The 16232-nt window shown below is 48.9% G+C and carries 18 protein-coding genes; 17 read left to right on the forward strand and 1 reads right to left on the reverse strand.

Annotation, left to right across the window (positions count from 1 at the left end):
- Positions 1-104: 104 nt before the first annotated feature.
- The 4 genes from F5I99_RS02975 to F5I99_RS19940 all read left to right on the forward strand — a co-directional run bounded on the left by F5I99_RS02975 (position 105) and on the right by F5I99_RS19940 (position 3487).
- Positions 105-1409, forward strand: coding sequence for an SGNH/GDSL hydrolase family protein (locus F5I99_RS02975; protein WP_225307523.1), 1305 nt, complete (start codon positions 105-107; stop codon positions 1407-1409).
- A 3-nt stretch (positions 1410-1412) separates the two neighbouring features.
- Positions 1413-2519 carry an alkene reductase gene (locus F5I99_RS02980; protein ID WP_151053578.1) on the forward strand — a complete coding sequence of 369 codons (1107 nt, stop codon included), beginning with the start codon at positions 1413-1415 and terminating at the stop codon, positions 2517-2519.
- A gap of 289 nt (positions 2520-2808) precedes the next feature.
- Positions 2809-3063: an FAD assembly factor SdhE gene (locus F5I99_RS02985; RefSeq protein ID WP_151053579.1), complete on the forward strand. Its 255-nt coding sequence runs from the start codon at positions 2809-2811 to the stop codon at positions 3061-3063.
- Positions 3064-3115: 52 nt separating this feature from the next.
- Positions 3116-3487, forward strand: coding sequence for a protein YgfX (locus F5I99_RS19940; RefSeq protein WP_407670346.1), 372 nt, complete (start codon positions 3116-3118; stop codon positions 3485-3487).
- Here F5I99_RS19940 and nadB read toward each other — a convergent pair.
- Complete coding sequence (gene nadB, locus F5I99_RS02990) at positions 3414-5075, reverse strand: L-aspartate oxidase (RefSeq protein WP_151053580.1); 1662 nt, start codon at positions 5073-5075, stop codon at positions 3414-3416. The genes F5I99_RS19940 and nadB overlap by 74 nt on opposite strands.
- 229 nt (positions 5076-5304) lie before the next feature.
- On the opposite strand from nadB, the gene rpoE reads away from it, so the two are divergent.
- From rpoE to cysM, 13 genes are all read left to right on the forward strand, one after another.
- A complete protein-coding gene (rpoE, locus tag F5I99_RS02995; protein WP_151053581.1) occupies positions 5305-5895 on the forward strand; it encodes an RNA polymerase sigma factor RpoE in 591 nt (196 codons plus the stop codon).
- Between the two features lie 31 nt (positions 5896-5926).
- Positions 5927-6763 carry a MucB/RseB C-terminal domain-containing protein gene (locus F5I99_RS03000; RefSeq protein WP_151053582.1) on the forward strand — a complete coding sequence of 279 codons (837 nt, stop codon included), beginning with the start codon at positions 5927-5929 and terminating at the stop codon, positions 6761-6763.
- Between the two features lie 6 nt (positions 6764-6769).
- Positions 6770-7207, forward strand: coding sequence for a SoxR reducing system RseC family protein (locus tag F5I99_RS03005; protein WP_191905936.1), 438 nt, complete (start codon positions 6770-6772; stop codon positions 7205-7207).
- A 20-nt stretch (positions 7208-7227) separates the two neighbouring features.
- On the forward strand, positions 7228-8649 hold the full coding sequence (locus tag F5I99_RS03010) for a DegQ family serine endoprotease (protein WP_151053584.1): 1422 nt from the start codon (positions 7228-7230) through the stop codon (positions 8647-8649).
- A gap of 156 nt (positions 8650-8805) precedes the next feature.
- Positions 8806-10605 carry a translation elongation factor 4 gene (lepA, locus tag F5I99_RS03015; protein WP_151053585.1) on the forward strand — a complete coding sequence of 600 codons (1800 nt, stop codon included), beginning with the start codon at positions 8806-8808 and terminating at the stop codon, positions 10603-10605.
- Positions 10606-10612: 7 nt separating this feature from the next.
- Positions 10613-11422 carry a signal peptidase I gene (gene lepB / locus F5I99_RS03020; protein WP_151053586.1) on the forward strand — a complete coding sequence of 270 codons (810 nt, stop codon included), beginning with the start codon at positions 10613-10615 and terminating at the stop codon, positions 11420-11422.
- Positions 11423-11432: 10 nt separating this feature from the next.
- Positions 11433-11813 (forward strand): DUF4845 domain-containing protein, encoded by a 381-nt coding sequence (locus tag F5I99_RS03025; protein ID WP_151053587.1) that lies wholly within the window; start codon positions 11433-11435, stop codon positions 11811-11813.
- Positions 11810-12499, forward strand: coding sequence for a ribonuclease III (rnc, locus tag F5I99_RS03030; RefSeq protein ID WP_151053588.1), 690 nt, complete (start codon positions 11810-11812; stop codon positions 12497-12499). The genes F5I99_RS03025 and rnc overlap by 4 nt, the downstream gene beginning before the upstream one ends.
- Positions 12492-13391, forward strand: coding sequence for a GTPase Era (era, locus tag F5I99_RS03035; RefSeq protein ID WP_225307524.1), 900 nt, complete (start codon positions 12492-12494; stop codon positions 13389-13391). The genes rnc and era overlap by 8 nt, the downstream gene beginning before the upstream one ends.
- Positions 13391-14080: a DNA repair protein RecO gene (gene recO / locus F5I99_RS03040; protein WP_151053590.1), complete on the forward strand. Its 690-nt coding sequence runs from the start codon at positions 13391-13393 to the stop codon at positions 14078-14080. The genes era and recO overlap by 1 nt, the downstream gene beginning before the upstream one ends.
- On the forward strand, positions 14077-14850 hold the full coding sequence (gene pdxJ / locus F5I99_RS03045; protein WP_151053591.1) for a pyridoxine 5'-phosphate synthase: 774 nt from the start codon (positions 14077-14079) through the stop codon (positions 14848-14850). Before recO ends, pdxJ begins: the two co-directional genes overlap by 4 nt.
- A complete protein-coding gene (gene acpS / locus F5I99_RS03050) occupies positions 14847-15221 on the forward strand; it encodes a holo-ACP synthase (RefSeq protein WP_151053592.1) in 375 nt (124 codons plus the stop codon). The genes pdxJ and acpS overlap by 4 nt, the downstream gene beginning before the upstream one ends.
- Before the next feature lie 80 nt (positions 15222-15301).
- Positions 15302-16207 carry a cysteine synthase CysM gene (cysM, locus tag F5I99_RS03055; RefSeq protein WP_456093917.1) on the forward strand — a complete coding sequence of 302 codons (906 nt, stop codon included), beginning with the start codon at positions 15302-15304 and terminating at the stop codon, positions 16205-16207.
- Positions 16208-16232: the final 25 nt, after the last annotated feature.

Here is a 16232-nt window from a genome sequence, read left to right on the forward strand (position 1 = left end):
TCCCTGATGATTTAAATTCACAAATGATGTTCCACTAGTCAGTCTATTCTATAAAGATCTATGAATTCATAATACATGGCAAATAAGCCATTGAGTTCACTAATATGAATATATTCTCCAAATCGCTTGATAAAACATCCGCTACCTTCATGCTCGTTATGATACTTGCAGTGGGTATTGGCATAACGGCTGTTCCTGGCGTTTCCGCCACACCGTATTGGGTGGCGACTTGGGGGGCTAGTCCACAGCCGGTTTGGGGTCCGGATTTTATGTTTCCAACTCATATCCCGGACAAGCTCCATGACCAGACCGTACGCCAGGTGGCGCGTGTTAGTCTAGGCGGGCCGCGTTTGCGTATCCTATTATCGAATGCTTATGGCAGTCAGCCGATCATAGTCGGTGCTACAACCGTTGCCATACCAAACAAGGATGGTGCCGTAGTTGCTGACAGTTTGCGCACAGTGACATACGGCGGCCATCACACGGCAGTGATCCTTCCTGGTGCATCACTGATCAGCGATCCTGTGGCCTTGCCTATTCCTGCACTAGCGCAGGTGGCTGTGAGTTTCTATCTGCCGAATGCAACACCCATGAACACCTTTCACTGGGATGGACGTCAGACCGGTTGGGTGGTTCCCGGCGATCAGACCGCATCCACGATACTCAAAATGACAGATGATTCCGCTCAGAGCACTACGGCAAGACCACTGTTGGCCGGGATTCAGGTTGAAGTCGAGCAGTCTGCACCAGCGGTCGTGGTTATCGGAGACTCCATTACTGATGGTGCTGCTGCAAGTTTGGACCAGGATAGCCGTTGGCCAGACTTCCTGGCCGCTCGCTTAGTACCGCATGGGGTGGCCGTAGTTAATGCAGGTATATCTGGCGCCCGGCTTCTGTCTGATGGGATGGGTGACAGTGCCTTAGCACGGCTGGATCGTGATGTGCTGACGCAACCAGGAGCGCAAAGCATCATCGTGGCGCTGGGTATAAATGATATCGCCTGGCCGGGAACGGCTTTCGTATCGGATAGTACCAGACCCACACTTGATGAGTTGATTGCAGGCTACCGCCAATTGGTAGAGCAAGTTCACGCTCGCGGTCTAAGGATTATCGGCACAACACTGACTCCATTTGAGGGAGCGCTACCTGGCACTCCACTGGATAATTATTACCACCCAGATAAGAATGTTTTGCGCCAGCAACTAAACGATTGGATACGCCACAGTAATACTTTTGATGCTGTCATCGATTTCGATGCAGTACTCCGTGACCCTGAGCATCCGAGCCGCATTGCGCCACAGTTTGATTCCGGTGACAGGCTACATCCTAGCGACGCGGGCAACCGTGCGATGGCCGAGAGCGTCGATCTTAATATCTTGCTGGACCAGATAATATTAAAGGAATTCTGAATTATGCTGTTTACATCCTATCGACTGGGCCAGCTGGATCTTCCCAATCGCATTATTATGCCGCCGATGACCCGCTCACGTGCAGGCGTCGGAAATGTGCCCACGGCGTTGATGGCTGAATATTACGCCCAGCGCGCATCAGCAGGGCTAATCATTACTGAAGGTACGCAAATCAGCCAGCAGGGACAGGGGTACGCCTGGACGCCAGGGATTCACAGTGATGAACAAATAGCTGGCTGGCGTGGTGTTAATAAGGCAGTGCATGCTGCTGGTGGTCGTATATTTGCCCAGTTGTGGCATGTCGGGCGGATCTCCCATGTCGCACTACAGCCTCACCGCGCAGCGCCGGTGTCGTCTTCGCCGCTGGTGGCCAACGGCGTCAAGGTTTTCATTGATCCCGAGGGAAAGGGGCCGCAGGCCGGTGTCGGTGAGATGGTGCAACATTCAACTCCACGTGCGTTATCTGAAACTGAAATTGCGCAAGTAGTCCAGGAGTTTGCTACTGCTGCGTGCAAAGCCTTAGACGCAGATTTCGATGGCGTAGAGATCCATGGCGCCAATGGCTACCTCATTAACCAGTTTATCGACTCGCAAGCCAATTCACGAATCGACGACTATGGCGGTTCATTACACAATCGCCTGCGTTTTCTGCGCGAAGTTACTGAGGCAGTGGTAGCAGTAACAGGACACGAACGCGTTGGCGTGCGACTGGCTCCTCTGACCACATTGCAAGGCGCGGTAGACGATACGCCGCAGGCAACCTATTTGGCAGCGGCTAAGGTTCTCGATGAGGTTGGCGTTGCCTACATTCATATCGCTGAAGCGGATTGGGATGACGCGCCTGAAATGCCCGCCGCTTTCAAAGAGGCGCTGCGTATGATCTATCGTGGTGCGCTGATCTATGCGGGTAAGTATACGGCCGAGCGCGCTGAAATCGCGCTGTGCAGTGGCTGGGCTGATCTAATTGGTTTTGGCCGGCCATTCGTTGCCAATCCGGATCTGCCTGAGCGCCTGCGCAACGGTTGGCCGCTCAACGTTCCCGATACAGGCCGCCTTTTTGGTGGTGGGGCTGCTGGTTACACTGACTATCCGTTTGTGGTGCAGAACTAGAATAAGAGGGAGTCTCGATGATCTTGAACCACAATGCTCATCCGGGCATTGTGGAAGGTATTTCCGTCATGTTTCTTCGTTTCTAAAATAGAATGTATCAAAATACGTAGGTATGCTTGGGTTTCAGTAACTGTAAATGTCTGTTCTATGATTTGTATTGCTTGTCGATTTTCACAAGGTTAGGCAGAAGCTTTTTCAATTGGATTTAAAAGCCAATATCAACTTTGCTTTTACGCATTCGAAGGTGTTAAATACTGGCCTTACTCAACCTTGATGGAAGCGCTCAATAATGTATACAGAAGTTGACATCAGAAAGTTGGCTTGGCAGTGTCGTCGTGGCATGCTGGAGTTGGATATTCTACTGGAGCCTTTCGCTAAAGAAGCTTTCAGTGAGCTTTCTGAAGATGATCAGGATCGTTTTGTTAAGCTACTTGCTTGTGAAGATCAGGATTTGTTTGTTTGGTTTATGGAACGGGACGTGCCTGAAGACCCGGATCTACAAAGGATTGTGAGGATAATACTTGAGCGGGTTCAGCCAGCTTAGCATAGAAGTCAACTCTTCCAGATCACTTACATTTGGACTGATCTTTGTCCACTTGTGCGCCATCCTTGCTGTTCTGGTTGCGGCTATACCTGTGTTTATCACCGTTGTCGGTGTTATGTTGTGCGTGCTGGTGTTGCTCCGTTGTTTACATGAATTGCTTTTCGCCGATCACACTATTACAGCATTGGCCTGTTGTCCGGATGCGGGCTGGCTACACATCTATAATCGCAAAGGTGACAGGTTAGCTGTCACGCAGCTGAATCACTCTGCCTCACTGCCTTTCTTGCTGGTTATGTCGCTGACAGTAGCCGGCGGACATAGACACTGGTTCCTGGTACCACGAGATGCGGTTACCTTGAATGAATTTCGTCGTTTGAAAGTGATTTTGATACACCATCGCACCTTACCGAATCTGGCCAGCTGAAATTCAGTGGTGTGATAATCGTATCAGAGGCTTCCACTGTCTGTCCGGGAAAATCCTTGGTGAAATGAAGCCCGCGGCTTTCTCTACGTTGCATGGCGCAAAGAATAATCAGCTCAGCTACGGTTGCCAGGTTGCGCAGTTCAATCAGGTCTCTACCAATTTTGTAGTTTGAATAATATTCTGCAATCTCCTGTTTTAGAAGATTTATACGATGTTTGGCTCGCTCAAGACGTTTTGTGGTGCGTACGATGCCGACATAATCCCACATGAATCGGCGTAACTCATCCCAGTTATGAGAAATAATAACATCTTCATCTGAGTCAGTTACTTGTGACTCATCCCAGTCCGGTATTGTGAGTGCAGAGATACTCAGCTCGGAAGCCGGGAGGGCTAATATATGCAGTGCAGCCGAACGGCCATAAACGACACATTCAAGCAGTGAGTTGGATGCCAGTCTGTTGGCACCATGCAGGCCGGTAAAGGCTGTTTCACCTATAGCATAAAGTCCGGGTATGTCGGTGCAGCCATGCTCATTACTGATCACGCCCCCACAGGTATAATGTGCTGCTGGAACAACGGGAATGGGCTCTCGGGTAATGTCTATGCCATATTCCAGGCAGCGCTCATAGATGGTCGGGAAATGCTCTTGGATAAATGCCACGGGTTTGTGCGAAATATCCAGATAGACACAGTCACACCCAAGGCGTTTCATCTCATGGTCAATAGCGCGTGCCACTATGTCTCGGGGAGCAAGCTCTTCTCGAGAATCAAACTTGTGCATGAATCGGCTTCCGTCTGGTAGTTTCAATACACCACCCTCACCCCGAACGGCTTCGGTAATCAGAAAAGACTTTGCCCTGGGATGGTATAGGCAAGTGGGATGAAACTGATTGAACTCCATGTTCGCAATGCGACAGCCCGCACGCCAGGCCATGGCGATACCATCGCCGGTAGTGCCATCATTATTGCTGGTATAAAGGTAGGCTTTGGATGCCCCCCCCGTTGCCAGAATGACAATAGGTGCCTTAAAAGCACTTACTCTGCCAGTGGTCTGATTGAGAACATAGGCGCCGATACAACGATTTCCGGCAAGTCCCAGCTTGCGACGTGTAATCAGGTCAATAGCGATATGATGTTCGTAAATATCGATGCTATCGTGGGTCAGTGTGTTGCGGATCAAAACTTCATGTACTGCACGGCCTGTGGCATCAGCTGCATGTATGATTCGGCGGTGTGAGTGCCCACCTTCACGGGTAAGGTGGTAGCCATCCTGGTCGCGTGTAAACGGAACACCTTGCTGTATAAGCCATTCAATGGCTTGTGGACCATTACGAATGGTATGTTCAATAGCCGGTATCCGGCTGAGGTGGGCGCCAGCGTCCCAAGTATCTTGAATATGACTGTCGCAGTTATCTTCAGGGTCCAGTACAGCGGCAATGCCCCCTTGTGCCAACCAGGTAGAGCCCGCTTGTAAAGTGCTTTTGCTCAGGACAGCTATGCGAGCACTGTCTGCCAGTTGCAATGCCAATGTCAGGCCAGCTGCACCGCTACCTATTACCAGTACATCATAGTTTTTTGCTTCAGTCATAGCTTAAGCCAGCTCCTGTTGTGAACGCTCTGAACATTATGCCGTTACCAGCATTGATACGTTAGTCTTGTTTGTAAAAAATTTAACTGCTATTGGAACTAAGCTGTCTGTGTTGAATCGAACTAGAAGAGTTAAAAACTGAGATGCTGGGGTTGAATGAAGGCTGGCTTAACCACATACTGATTTTTGAAATGAATAGGTTATATCAACCGGCTCGTAAGGATTCTAAGTGTCTAAAGATAGCCAGGTAAGTGCTGATCAGCTGTTGGTGGAGCGGGTTCAGGCAGGTGACAAAACAGCGTTTGATTTGCTGGTTAAAAAATACCAGCACAAAATTATTGGACTCATCTCGCGTTATATATACGACCACCATGAAGCGATGGATGTGGCACAGGAAGCCTTTATTAAGGCGTATCGCGCCTTGCCCAATTTTCGTGGCGATAGCGCGTTTTATACTTGGTTGTATCGAATTGCCATTAATACGGCAAAGAATTATCTGGTTGCAAGAGGGCGACGTCCGCCAGATACGGATATTGATGCTGATGACGCGCAGTACTTTGAAGCTGACTCAGATTTAAGACAGATCGAAAATCCTGAAAACGCCTTGTATAGAGATGAATTACAGCGTGTGATCAACCAGGTTTTGGATCGATTACCCGAAGACCTTAGAGTGGCATTAACACTACGAGAGTTCGAAGGGTTGAGTTATGAAGAAATAGCTAAGGTGATGGACTGCCCTGTCGGTACGGTGAGATCTCGTATCTTCAGAGCCAGAGAGGCCATAGACAACGAGATAGCACCGCTGCTCAGTACAGACTGAGACTAGCGACCTGCAATAGCTGAGGTGACACATGAGTGAGCATAATGAATCCCTGTCCGCGCTCATGGATGGTGAAGTAAATGAGCTGGAATTGAGGCGGTTGCTCAAACACGTCGAGCGAGATCCCGCACTGGCGCAGCAATGGCAGCGCTATCAGTTCAGCGCACTGTTGCTGAAAAAAGAGTCTGCTGAGTGGTCTGGTCAGGACTTGAGTAATCGAGTGATGGCTGCTATTTCAGAAAATGTTGCAGAGACATCCGTACAGGAAAAGCAGGAAGCCAGCGGAGCTTTTTCGGGTATGTACCGTTCCCTTGCCAGTATGGCTATCGCTGCTTCTGTTACCACGGTTGTTATTCTGGGGCCAGGTTGGATTGCGAGTGATGTGCAAACGCCGCAGGCTCAGCCGGTCGCAACTACAGTGACTAACCATGTTCCACGTAACAGTTTAGTTCAGCCGGTAACCTTTGGTGCACGTCCGTCGGCACCTTCTTATCAAGGTTCAATGTTGGCCAATGATGACGATATGATTCGCGCACCAGAAGGAATGCAGCGTTATATAGATCAACATTTATCTTTGATGGAAGACCGTCCACTGCAATGGGGTTTGTCCTGGTTGCCGGAAGGCTATCAGAATATTCGTCATCAAGTGACCCAGGCTGGTGAGGTAATGGTGTTCTCTAACGGGCATAAAGCCTTTTCTGTCAGCGTGGAACAACTCGGGAAACAGACTGTACCTGAGGGTGTAACTGATGCTGGTGATTATATTGCATTGGGATTGCGAAATGATGATCGTTTCGTAACGGTTGTCGGAGATATGCCTATTATGGTGGCTGAGCGTATAGCTACCTCTGTTGTTTCCGGACGGTAAATCGGTGTGTTAGAAGAAGTCGCTCAGGTCAGTGAGGTGCATCCGGATCATTTGGTGATAGAAACGCGTCGGTTGAGTGCATGCCATTCGTGTCAATCTCACGACAATTGTGGCCAACGAAAGTTGGCGGGTTTATTTGGTAACGGGTCTGCTTTTCTGACAATAGGTAATCCTAAAGGTCTGCTCATTAAGCCTGGGCAGTCTGTCGTAATTGGATTGCATGAAGGGGCCATACTCAAGTCTTCTTTATTATTGTATCTAATGCCTATATTGACGCTGATAGGCGCATCATTGTTGGCTTCATGGTTATTTGACACAGAGTTATCTGTGATTTTGGCCGGTGTTACCGGGTTGGCTGGTGGTTTTTGGCTGGCAAAAATCATATCTGCCAAGCTGTTGTCCAACCCGAGCTATTACCCAGTTTTATTGAGAGTGAACAACTAAACGCTGATAAGGGTCTCGCTATGAAAAAAGCACAGTCAATTTTCATATTTCTATTGGTTTTGTGGTTGTTGCCAGTACAAGCCTGGTCGCAGCAGCTGCCTGATTTCAAATCGCTGGTTAGAGAGGCGGCCCCTGCCGTTGTAAATATCAGTACTGTCCAGAAGGTTCCGGAAGAAAGTCAGGATCCTTTCAGTCAGTTTCGTGGCCCGGGTGGCGAGGAAGTCCCCGATATTTTTCGGCATTTTTTCCGTGGTTTTCCTGAAATGGAACCCTCACCTCGTCGCGGTACACCAGCACCACGCTCACTCGGATCAGGTTTCATCATTTCATCCGATGGTTATATCCTGACCAATAATCATGTCATCAGTGATGCTGAGAAGGTGATTGTTCGATTAAGTGATCGTCGCGAGATAGAAGCGGAAGTGGTTGGCTCTGATGCACGCTCTGATGTGGCCTTGCTCAAAGTGGAAGCCAATGATCTGCCTTATGTCCAAGTGGGACAATCTTCGGCAGTTGAGGTCGGAGAGTGGGTGTTGGCTATAGGTTCACCGTTTGGTTTTGATCATAGCGTAACCGCTGGAATTGTTAGTGCAACTGAACGTTCATTGGCTAACGATACCTATGTGCCTTTTATTCAGACAGATGTGGCGATTAATCCAGGTAACTCAGGAGGTCCTCTATTTAACCTGGATGGTGAGGTTATAGGTATAAATTCCCAAATTTATACCCGCTCCGGTGGTTTTATGGGGCTTTCCTTTGCTATTCCAATGGATGTGGCTATGGAGGTGGCAGATCAGCTACGAGAAACGGGTAGTGTAATTCGTGGCTGGCTTGGTGTCGTGATTCAAGAAGTTAATCGGGATTTAGCTGAATCTTTTGGGTTGGATAAACCGGGAGGCGCGCTGGTTGTCAATGTAATGTCGGACAGTCCGGCTCAGGCAGCGGGTTTAAAAGAAGGGGATGTGATCGTGCAGTTTAATGGCAATGATATTGCCTTGTCTTCTGATCTGCCTCATCAGGTTGGACGCATAAACCCCGGAGAAAAAGCACGAATTACTATTATTCGTGATGGCCATCGCGAGACAATTACAGCCACCATTGGCACTTTGCCCGATGAAAACCAACTGGCTCAAAACGGCCGGGGGTCGGCCGCTCCCTCAACTGATACCTCTCTTGGGCTGGTGGTTTCATCGCTGACGCAAGAGCAACGCTCACACTGGAATATTAATGCTGGCGTAGTCATTACACAGGTAAATGAAGGGCCAGGTGCCGCTGCTGGTTTGATCAACGGTGATGTGATCACTATGCTGAACGGTGAGCAAATCGAAATGCCAGATCAGTTCTATCGAGTCGTATCTGAACTACCGCAAGATAAGGCTGTGCCCATGCGTATTGTCCGCCGGGGGAGCGCCATGTTTATACCGCTGCGTCTCACACCTTAGTGACTTGTTGTGTTTGTTTAATTAACTAGCTGCCCGCTGCCGGGCGGTTAGTTAATTGTATTAGTGTAGATGGCTGAAATCGCTGGAATAGGGTAGACTACGGCCCCTGTCCGGGCACTTCTGCCCCTTCCGGAAACTGATTTGAGACACTGACACGTGAGTAATCTGGACCATATCCGCAACTTCTCCATTATCGCCCATATTGACCATGGTAAATCTACCTTGGCTGACCGTTTCATTCAGGTCTGCGGTGGTCTGACTCAGCGTGAAATGGCCGAGCAAGTGCTGGATTCTATGGATATTGAGCGTGAGCGTGGTATTACCATCAAGGCGCAAAGTGTCACGCTTAATTACACCGCGAAGGATGGTAAAGTCTACCAACTGAATTTTATTGACACCCCTGGACATGTTGACTTTTCTTATGAGGTTTCACGCTCACTGGCCGCCTGCGAAGGGGCTTTGTTGGTAGTCGATGCGGCTCAGGGTGTAGAGGCACAGTCAGTAGCCAATTGTTATACCGCAATTGAGCAGGGCCTGGAAGTGGTGCCCGTACTCAATAAAATGGATCTTCCTCAAGCTGAGCCGGAAAGGGTTAAGCTGGAAATCGAAGAAGTGATCGGCATAGATGCAACGCATGCTGTAGCCTGTTCTGCAAAGAGTGGTATGGGGGTGGATGAGGTATTGGAAGAGTTGGTGCGACTGGTTCCTCCGCCCGTAGGCGATCTGGATGCACCGCTGCAAGCATTGATTATCGACTCGTGGTTTGACAATTATCTGGGTGTGGTGTCGCTGGTCCGTGTTAAGCATGGTCAGTTGCGTAAAAAAGACAAAATTCTGGTGAAGTCCACCGGTCAGGTTCATGTTGTCGACAGTGTCGGGGTGTTTACACCCAAGCGCCTGGTAACCGACTCACTCAAAGCGGGTGAGGTAGGTTTCATCGTTGCGGGTATCAAAGATATTCACGGTGCGCCGGTTGGCGATACGTTGACACTGTCAAAGACCCCTGATGTGGATAGCCTGCCAGGTTTTAAGAAAGTACAGCCGCAAGTCTATGCCGGTCTCTTTCCAACCAGTGCTGATGATTATGAAGATTTCCGTGACGCCTTGGATAAGCTGACATTGAACGATGCGTCTCTGTTCTTTGAGCCTGAAAGTTCGGATGCGTTGGGTTTTGGTTTCCGCTGTGGCTTTCTTGGCATGCTGCATATGGAAATCATTCAAGAGCGCCTAGAGCGAGAGTACGATCTTGATCTGGTTACAACCGCACCGACCGTTGTGTACGAAGTTGAGTTAAACAACGGTGAAATCATTTACATTGATAGTCCCTCTAAGATGCCTGACCCGGCAGCCATGAAAGAAATGCGTGAGCCTATTGTACAGGCTAGTATCTTGGTGCCGCAGGACTACCTGGGACAGGTAATTGGGTTATGTGTTGAAAAACGTGGCGTGCAAAAAAACATGTTGTTTGTTGGTAATCAGGTACAGTTGCATTATGAATTGCCCATGGCTGAAGTGGTGCTGGACTTCTTTGATCGCCTGAAATCAGCTAGCCGCGGCTATGCATCGTTGGAATATAACTTTATTCGTTTCGATTCCGCTAAACTATGCCGTCTGGATATTCTGATCAACGGTGAAAAAGTTGATGCATTGGCTGTCATACTGCATAAGGATAATGCGTTGTATAAAGGCCGGGTTCTGTGTGAAAAGATGAAAGAGCTTATTCCCCGGCAGATGTTTGATGTCGCCATTCAGGCGGCGATTGGGGGAAAGGTTATTTCGCGTACCACAGTCAAAGCCTTGCGTAAGAACGTCCTTGCCAAGTGTTATGGCGGCGATGTCAGTCGTAAAAAGAAACTGCTGTCCAAGCAGAAAGAAGGTAAAAAGCGCATGAAGCAGGTTGGGCGGGTCGAAATTCCCCAGGATGCATTCCTTGCCGTATTAAAAGTTGATAGCTGAGGTTTACATGGATTTTGATTTTTCGCTGATATTGGTAAGCCTGACAGCGCTTTCCGGTGTTTTATGGTTACTGGATGCTGTGTTCTTAGCTCCCGCGCGCAAAAGGAAGCTTTCGGCTGCTGAAGCAGAGCAAGGGCAGTTGCCCGAGGTCGCCCGGACAAAAATACTGCAGCAACCAGGCTGGGCCGATCTGGGTAAATCCATGTTTCCAGTATTGGCTGTGGTATTGGTGTTGCGCTCTTTCCTGTTTGAACCTTTCCAGATCCCATCTGGCTCTATGCTGCCTACGCTACAGATTGGTGATTTTATTCTGGTTAATAAATTCCATTACGGACTGCGTTTGCCGGTTACCCATACAAAATTGGTTGATATTAATGAGCCTCAGCGTGGCGAAGTTGTTGTGTTCCGCTACCCGAATAATCCATCCATCAACTATATTAAGAGGGTGATAGGGCTCCCGGGTGATGTGATTAGCTATCAGAATAAAACCTTCTATATTAACGGGGAAGAAGTGCAGGCTGATCTACTTGCCAGATTGCCCCCGGTTAATCCTGAAACACTGTTATTAAATGAAACGTTGGGTGAACATAGCTATACAACCTATCAGGATGTGGGGCGACCCTCGATGACAGGGCAGTGGGTGGTACCGGAAGGGCATTACTTTACCAGCGGTGATAATCGTGATAACAGTAATGATAGTCGGTACTGGGGATTTGTATCGGAAAAACTGTTGGTGGGTAAAGCAGTTGTTGTCTGGATGCATTGGGACAACTTCTTTAGCCTGCCTGATCTCAGTGTGATGCGTAAAATCAGATAGGAACAGGATAATGGAACTTCATGCGAGCAATAGACAACATGGTGCGTCTTTTTTTGGTGTTCTGAGTGTACTGATCGTCCTCGGAATTTTCCTTGCTGTGGCATTTAAACTATTTACACCCTACTGGGAGTATCGAACAATTACGTCTGTAGTAAAGGCCATCAGTGAAGACCGAGAAGAACTGGGTAAGCCTGTTGCACAGATACGCTCCAGCCTTAACCGCCGTTTTCTTATCAATCAGGTTTCTTTGCCAAGCCCGGATGCGCTTAGCATCACTGAGGATGCTGGCGTGATTTTTTTCGATCTAGAGTATGAAGTCAGAGTGCCGATGTTCGGTAATGTAGATGCGGTTGTCATGTTTCAAGATAACTACGAAGCCAGAAAGCCTTGAAAAAACCTGTAGAAGAGCTGGCCCGGCGCTTAGGGCATAAGTTTGCTGACGAGTCTTTGTTTGAGTTAGCGCTGACTCATCGCAGTTGTGGAAAGCGTAATAACGAGCGCTTGGAGTTTTTGGGAGACTCAGTGTTGAACTTTGTCGTCGCTGCGGATCTCTATCGGCGCTTTCCTTCGGCTCGCGAAGGACAGTTAAGTCGTCTTCGCGCAATGATGGTGAAAGGAGAAACTCTGGCTGAAATTGCCCGTGAACTTGGGTTAGGTGATTATTTGCGTTTGGGTTCCGGAGAGCTTAAAAGCGGCGGCTTCCGACGTGACTCCATCCTGGCTGATGCTGTGGAGGCTATTATCGGTGCTATTTACCGTGATGCGGGTCTGGCTACTGCAGAATCTTATGTACTCCAGTGGTATGAAAAGCGCTTAGATGAGTTGGATCTGGATGGCTCAATCAAGGACTCGAAAACACGCTTGCAGGAGTTTTTGCAGTCCCGTCGTCTGGATTTGCCGGACTATGAATTGGTGAGTGTTGAAGGTGAAGCACATGCACAAACTTTCAATATACATTGCCATATTGCCTTGTTAAGCAATCCAACTGAAGGGCAAGGCAATAGCCGCCGTCAAGCCGAACAGAATGCTGCCAAAGCGGCTCTGGCGCAGTTGAAACAGGAGAATCGTCGTGACTGAAGTAACCCGTTGCGGCTTTGTCGCCATCGTTGGCCGTCCCAATGTGGGTAAGTCAACCTTGTTGAATAAAATCCTTGGTCAGAAACTGAGTATTACGTCACGCAAGCCACAGACCACCCGCCACCAGATTCTTGGCATCAAAACGGAGGGTACAGATCAGATCGTCTATGTAGATACGCCAGGGCTGCATAATGATGAGCAGGGCAAGGCGTTGAACCGCTTTATGAATAAGACAGCCTCTGATGCCCTTCGTTACGTCGATCTGGTGGTGTTTCTGGTCGACAGGACCCGTTGGACAGAAGAAGATGATATTGTTTTGGAAAAGCTGCGTTACGTGACTTGCCCGGTGATACTGGCGGTAAATAAAATCGATCAGTTGAAAGAGAAGCATGCGCTGCTGCCGCAGATTGATGTGCTGGCCAATAAGCGTGAGTTTACCGCGATCATGCCTCTGTCTGCCAAGCAGGGGCACAATGTGGCTGAACTGGAGCAGTTAGTGGGTCGTTATCTACCCGAAGGCCCTCACCATTATCCGGAAGATCAGATAACAGATCGCAGTTCGCGATTTGTTGTGGCTGAGATTGTGCGTGAAAAGCTGATGCGCAATCTAGGTGAAGAAGTTCCTTATGGCATCACCGTTGAGATAGAAGCGTTTGAGCACGATGGTTCGCTACTAACGATCAGTGCACTGATTCTGGTTGAGCGCGAAGGGCAAAAGCGTATTGTGATTGGTGATAAGGGTGCGGTATTAAAAAGTATCGGACGTGATGCGCGTCTTGACATAGAGAAAATGTTCGAGAGTAAAGTCATGCTGAATCTATGGGTTAAAGTTCGCCGAGGCTGGTCAGATGATGAGCGTGCGCTACATAGTCTGGGATACAGGCACGAGTAATGTCTCAGCATGCTGAACAGGCTGCAGCCTTTGTTCTGCATTCTCGCCCTTACCGGGAAACCAGTCTGTTAGTTGATTTCTTTACCCTCGAATATGGCCGCATCAGTGCGGTCGCTCGTGGAGCACGTCGCTCTGGATCAGCACGACGTTTTACCCTGCAGCCTTTTCAGTCACTACATGTCAGTTGGTCAGGACGACATGAATTAAAAAATCTGAGCCAGGCGGAAGTACCTCAGGTCATGCCACAGCCAGTGGGCAAAGCGCTGCTTTGTGGTCTTTATGCAAATGAACTGTTGCAGCGCTTATTGCAGCCAGCAGATCCCCATCCGCACCTGTACCTTTACTACACCTACTTGATTCAAGAACTACAGCAATCGACAGATCTGGAAGGGGCGCTACGAACCTTCGAACGGCAGTTGCTGGAAAATATGGGTTATGGTATCGCTTTGAGTCATTGTCTTCCTGATCATTATTATCAATATGATGTTCAGCAAGGAATGATTGAAGTCGCAGCCGATAGCGCCAGTTATACTGGTGAGTGTTTGCTAGCTATCGCCGAAGATCGCTATGAACGGGTAGAGGTCAAACGTGCGGCCAAGCGCCTGATGCGTGAAGCACTGGCATCTTTGCTAGGTGCAAAACCGTTAAAAAGTCGTGAATTGTTTATGAAAACCAGGAGAACTGCATGAACTACCCAAAGCAGCTATTGCTGGGAGTTAATATTGATCATATTGCTACCTTGCGCCAGGCGCGTGGTACTCGCTATCCCGATCCAGTCTATGCTGCCATGCTTGCTGAAGCGGCTGGTGCTGATGGCATCACTGTGCATTTGCGCGAAGATCGACGCCATATTCAGGAACGTGATATACGTTTGTTGATAGAGGTGTTACAAACCCGAATGAACCTGGAGATGGCCCTGACTCCGGAAATGCTTGAATTTGCTATGGAAATTCAACCAGCACATATCTGTCTTGTCCCCGAAAAGCGTGAAGAGTTGACGACAGAAGGGGGCCTGGATGTGATCACGCATGAAGCACAAGTTGAGCATTTTTGTCAGATGCTGGGTGCAACAGGCGCCGAAGTATCCTTGTTTATCGACCCGGATTACGCACAGATCGATGCGGCAATTCGCTGCGGGGCTCCCGCTATTGAATTGCATACAGGTGCCTATGCCGATGCCATCACGCCTTTGCAACAGCAGGAAGAGTTAGCCCGCATCCGTGAAACAGCCCACTATGCTTTCAGTAAGGGGCTAGTGGTCAATGCCGGGCATGGATTGCACTACCATAATGTAGAAGCCATCGCTGAGATACGTGAGCTTAATGAACTTAATATAGGTCATGCATTGATTGCTCATGCATTATTTGTGGGGGTATCTGATGCGGTTAAAGAGATGAAAACACTGATTCTGTCTGCTCGGCAGCGTGCTGAACAGGCTGTACAGTCTGGCTCAAAATGATTTACGGGCTGGGTGTTGATATTATTCAGATCTCGCGGATGGCGGAGGCGCTGACGCGTACTCCAGGTTTGGCTAAACGCGTGCTGACTGAAACTGAATACCAACTATTTTTACAATCCAGAGATCCTGAGCGTTATATGGCTAAGCGTTTTGCCGCTAAAGAAGCCGTGGTGAAAGCGCTGGGAACTGGGATTGGCCAAGGCGTTGGATGGCAGCAGTTACAGATAGATAAAACGGCATTGGGTAAACCCCTGGTGACACTTAGTGGTTATGCCAAGAGTATGTCAGACGAGTTGAACATCCGTCATTGGCATTTGTCCTATACAGATGAAAAAGCCTATGTTGTGGCAATGGCTATTGCAGAAAGTTGAGCGAAACCCTGCAAGCCGTTACCATCAGTAATTTGCAAAACACCTAACGACTACTCCATTTATATTTGCACAGGATTGTAATGATGACACTATCCCACTATCCCACTATCGCAGACTGCATCGGCAACACACCGCTGGTCCGTTTGCAACGCATTACGGTCCCTAATAATAATACCTTGTTATGCAAGCTGGAAGGCAATAACCCGGCAGGATCTGTTAAAGACCGCCCGGCTCTGAGTATGATTCAGTTGGCAGAACAGCGTGGTGAGATTCAGCCGGGTGATGTCTTAATCGAGGCGACGTCTGGTAATACGGGTATTGCACTGGCTATGGCCGCCGCTATAAAAGGCTATAAACTCAAGCTGATCATGCCCGCTAACATGAGTAGTGAGCGCAAAGCGGCTATGAGTGCCTATGGTGCCGAGCTAATTGAAGTGAGTAAGGACGACGGTATGGAAGGCGCTCGCGATCTTGCCTTGAGCATGCAGGCCGAAGGGCTCGGGAAAGTATTGGATCAATTTTCCAATATGGATAACCCGGAAGCTCACTTTCAAACTACTGGCCCAGAAATTTGGCAGCAGACCTGTGGTGAGATCACTCACTTTGTTTGTTCCATGGGTACAACGGGTACCATTATGGGGGTCTCGCGCTTTTTGAAAGAGAAAAACCCCGCTATCCGTATTGCCGGACTGCAACCGGCTGAGGGTTCCGCTATTCCGGGTATTCGCCGCTGGCCGGAAGCTTATCTGCCGAAAATATTTGAGCGTGCGCGTGTGGATCAGGTGTTTGATATCACCCAGGAAGAGGCCGAAACTATGATGCGTCGTCTGGCTCGTGAAGAGGGTATTTTTGCGGGTGTATCCTCCGGTGGTTCCGTTGCCGGAGCATTGAAGCTTGCCGAGCAGGTGGAGAACGCCACGATTGTCTGTATCATTTGTGACCGTGGAGATCGTTATCTGTCCACCGGTGTATTTGACCCTCGTTAAACTGTCAGGGAAGGAGTAACCACCC

Origin of the sequence: Nitrincola iocasae (genome assembly GCF_008727795.1) — a bacterium.
In the GTDB taxonomy this organism is placed as follows: Bacteria; Pseudomonadota; Gammaproteobacteria; order Pseudomonadales; family Balneatricaceae; genus Nitrincola; species Nitrincola iocasae.

Coding starts and splice junctions, on each gene's coding strand:
- F5I99_RS02975 (WP_225307523.1), top strand. CDS start 105: ATGAATATATTCTCCAAATCGCTTGATAAAACATCCGCTACCTTCATG.
- F5I99_RS02980 (WP_151053578.1), top strand. CDS start 1,413: ATGCTGTTTACATCCTATCGACTGGGCCAGCTGGATCTTCCCAATCGC.
- F5I99_RS02985 (WP_151053579.1), top strand. CDS start 2,809: ATGTATACAGAAGTTGACATCAGAAAGTTGGCTTGGCAGTGTCGTCGT.
- nadB (WP_151053580.1), bottom strand. CDS start 5,075: ATGACTGAAGCAAAAAACTATGATGTACTGGTAATAGGTAGCGGTGCA.
- F5I99_RS03000 (WP_151053582.1), top strand. CDS start 5,927: ATGAGTGAGCATAATGAATCCCTGTCCGCGCTCATGGATGGTGAAGTA.
- F5I99_RS03010 (WP_151053584.1), top strand. CDS start 7,228: ATGAAAAAAGCACAGTCAATTTTCATATTTCTATTGGTTTTGTGGTTG.
- lepB (WP_151053586.1), top strand. CDS start 10,613: ATGGATTTTGATTTTTCGCTGATATTGGTAAGCCTGACAGCGCTTTCC.
- F5I99_RS03025 (WP_151053587.1), top strand. CDS start 11,433: ATGGAACTTCATGCGAGCAATAGACAACATGGTGCGTCTTTTTTTGGT.
- recO (WP_151053590.1), top strand. CDS start 13,391: ATGTCTCAGCATGCTGAACAGGCTGCAGCCTTTGTTCTGCATTCTCGC.
- pdxJ (WP_151053591.1), top strand. CDS start 14,077: ATGAACTACCCAAAGCAGCTATTGCTGGGAGTTAATATTGATCATATT.
- acpS (WP_151053592.1), top strand. CDS start 14,847: ATGATTTACGGGCTGGGTGTTGATATTATTCAGATCTCGCGGATGGCG.
- cysM (WP_456093917.1), top strand. CDS start 15,302: ATGATGACACTATCCCACTATCCCACTATCGCAGACTGCATCGGCAAC.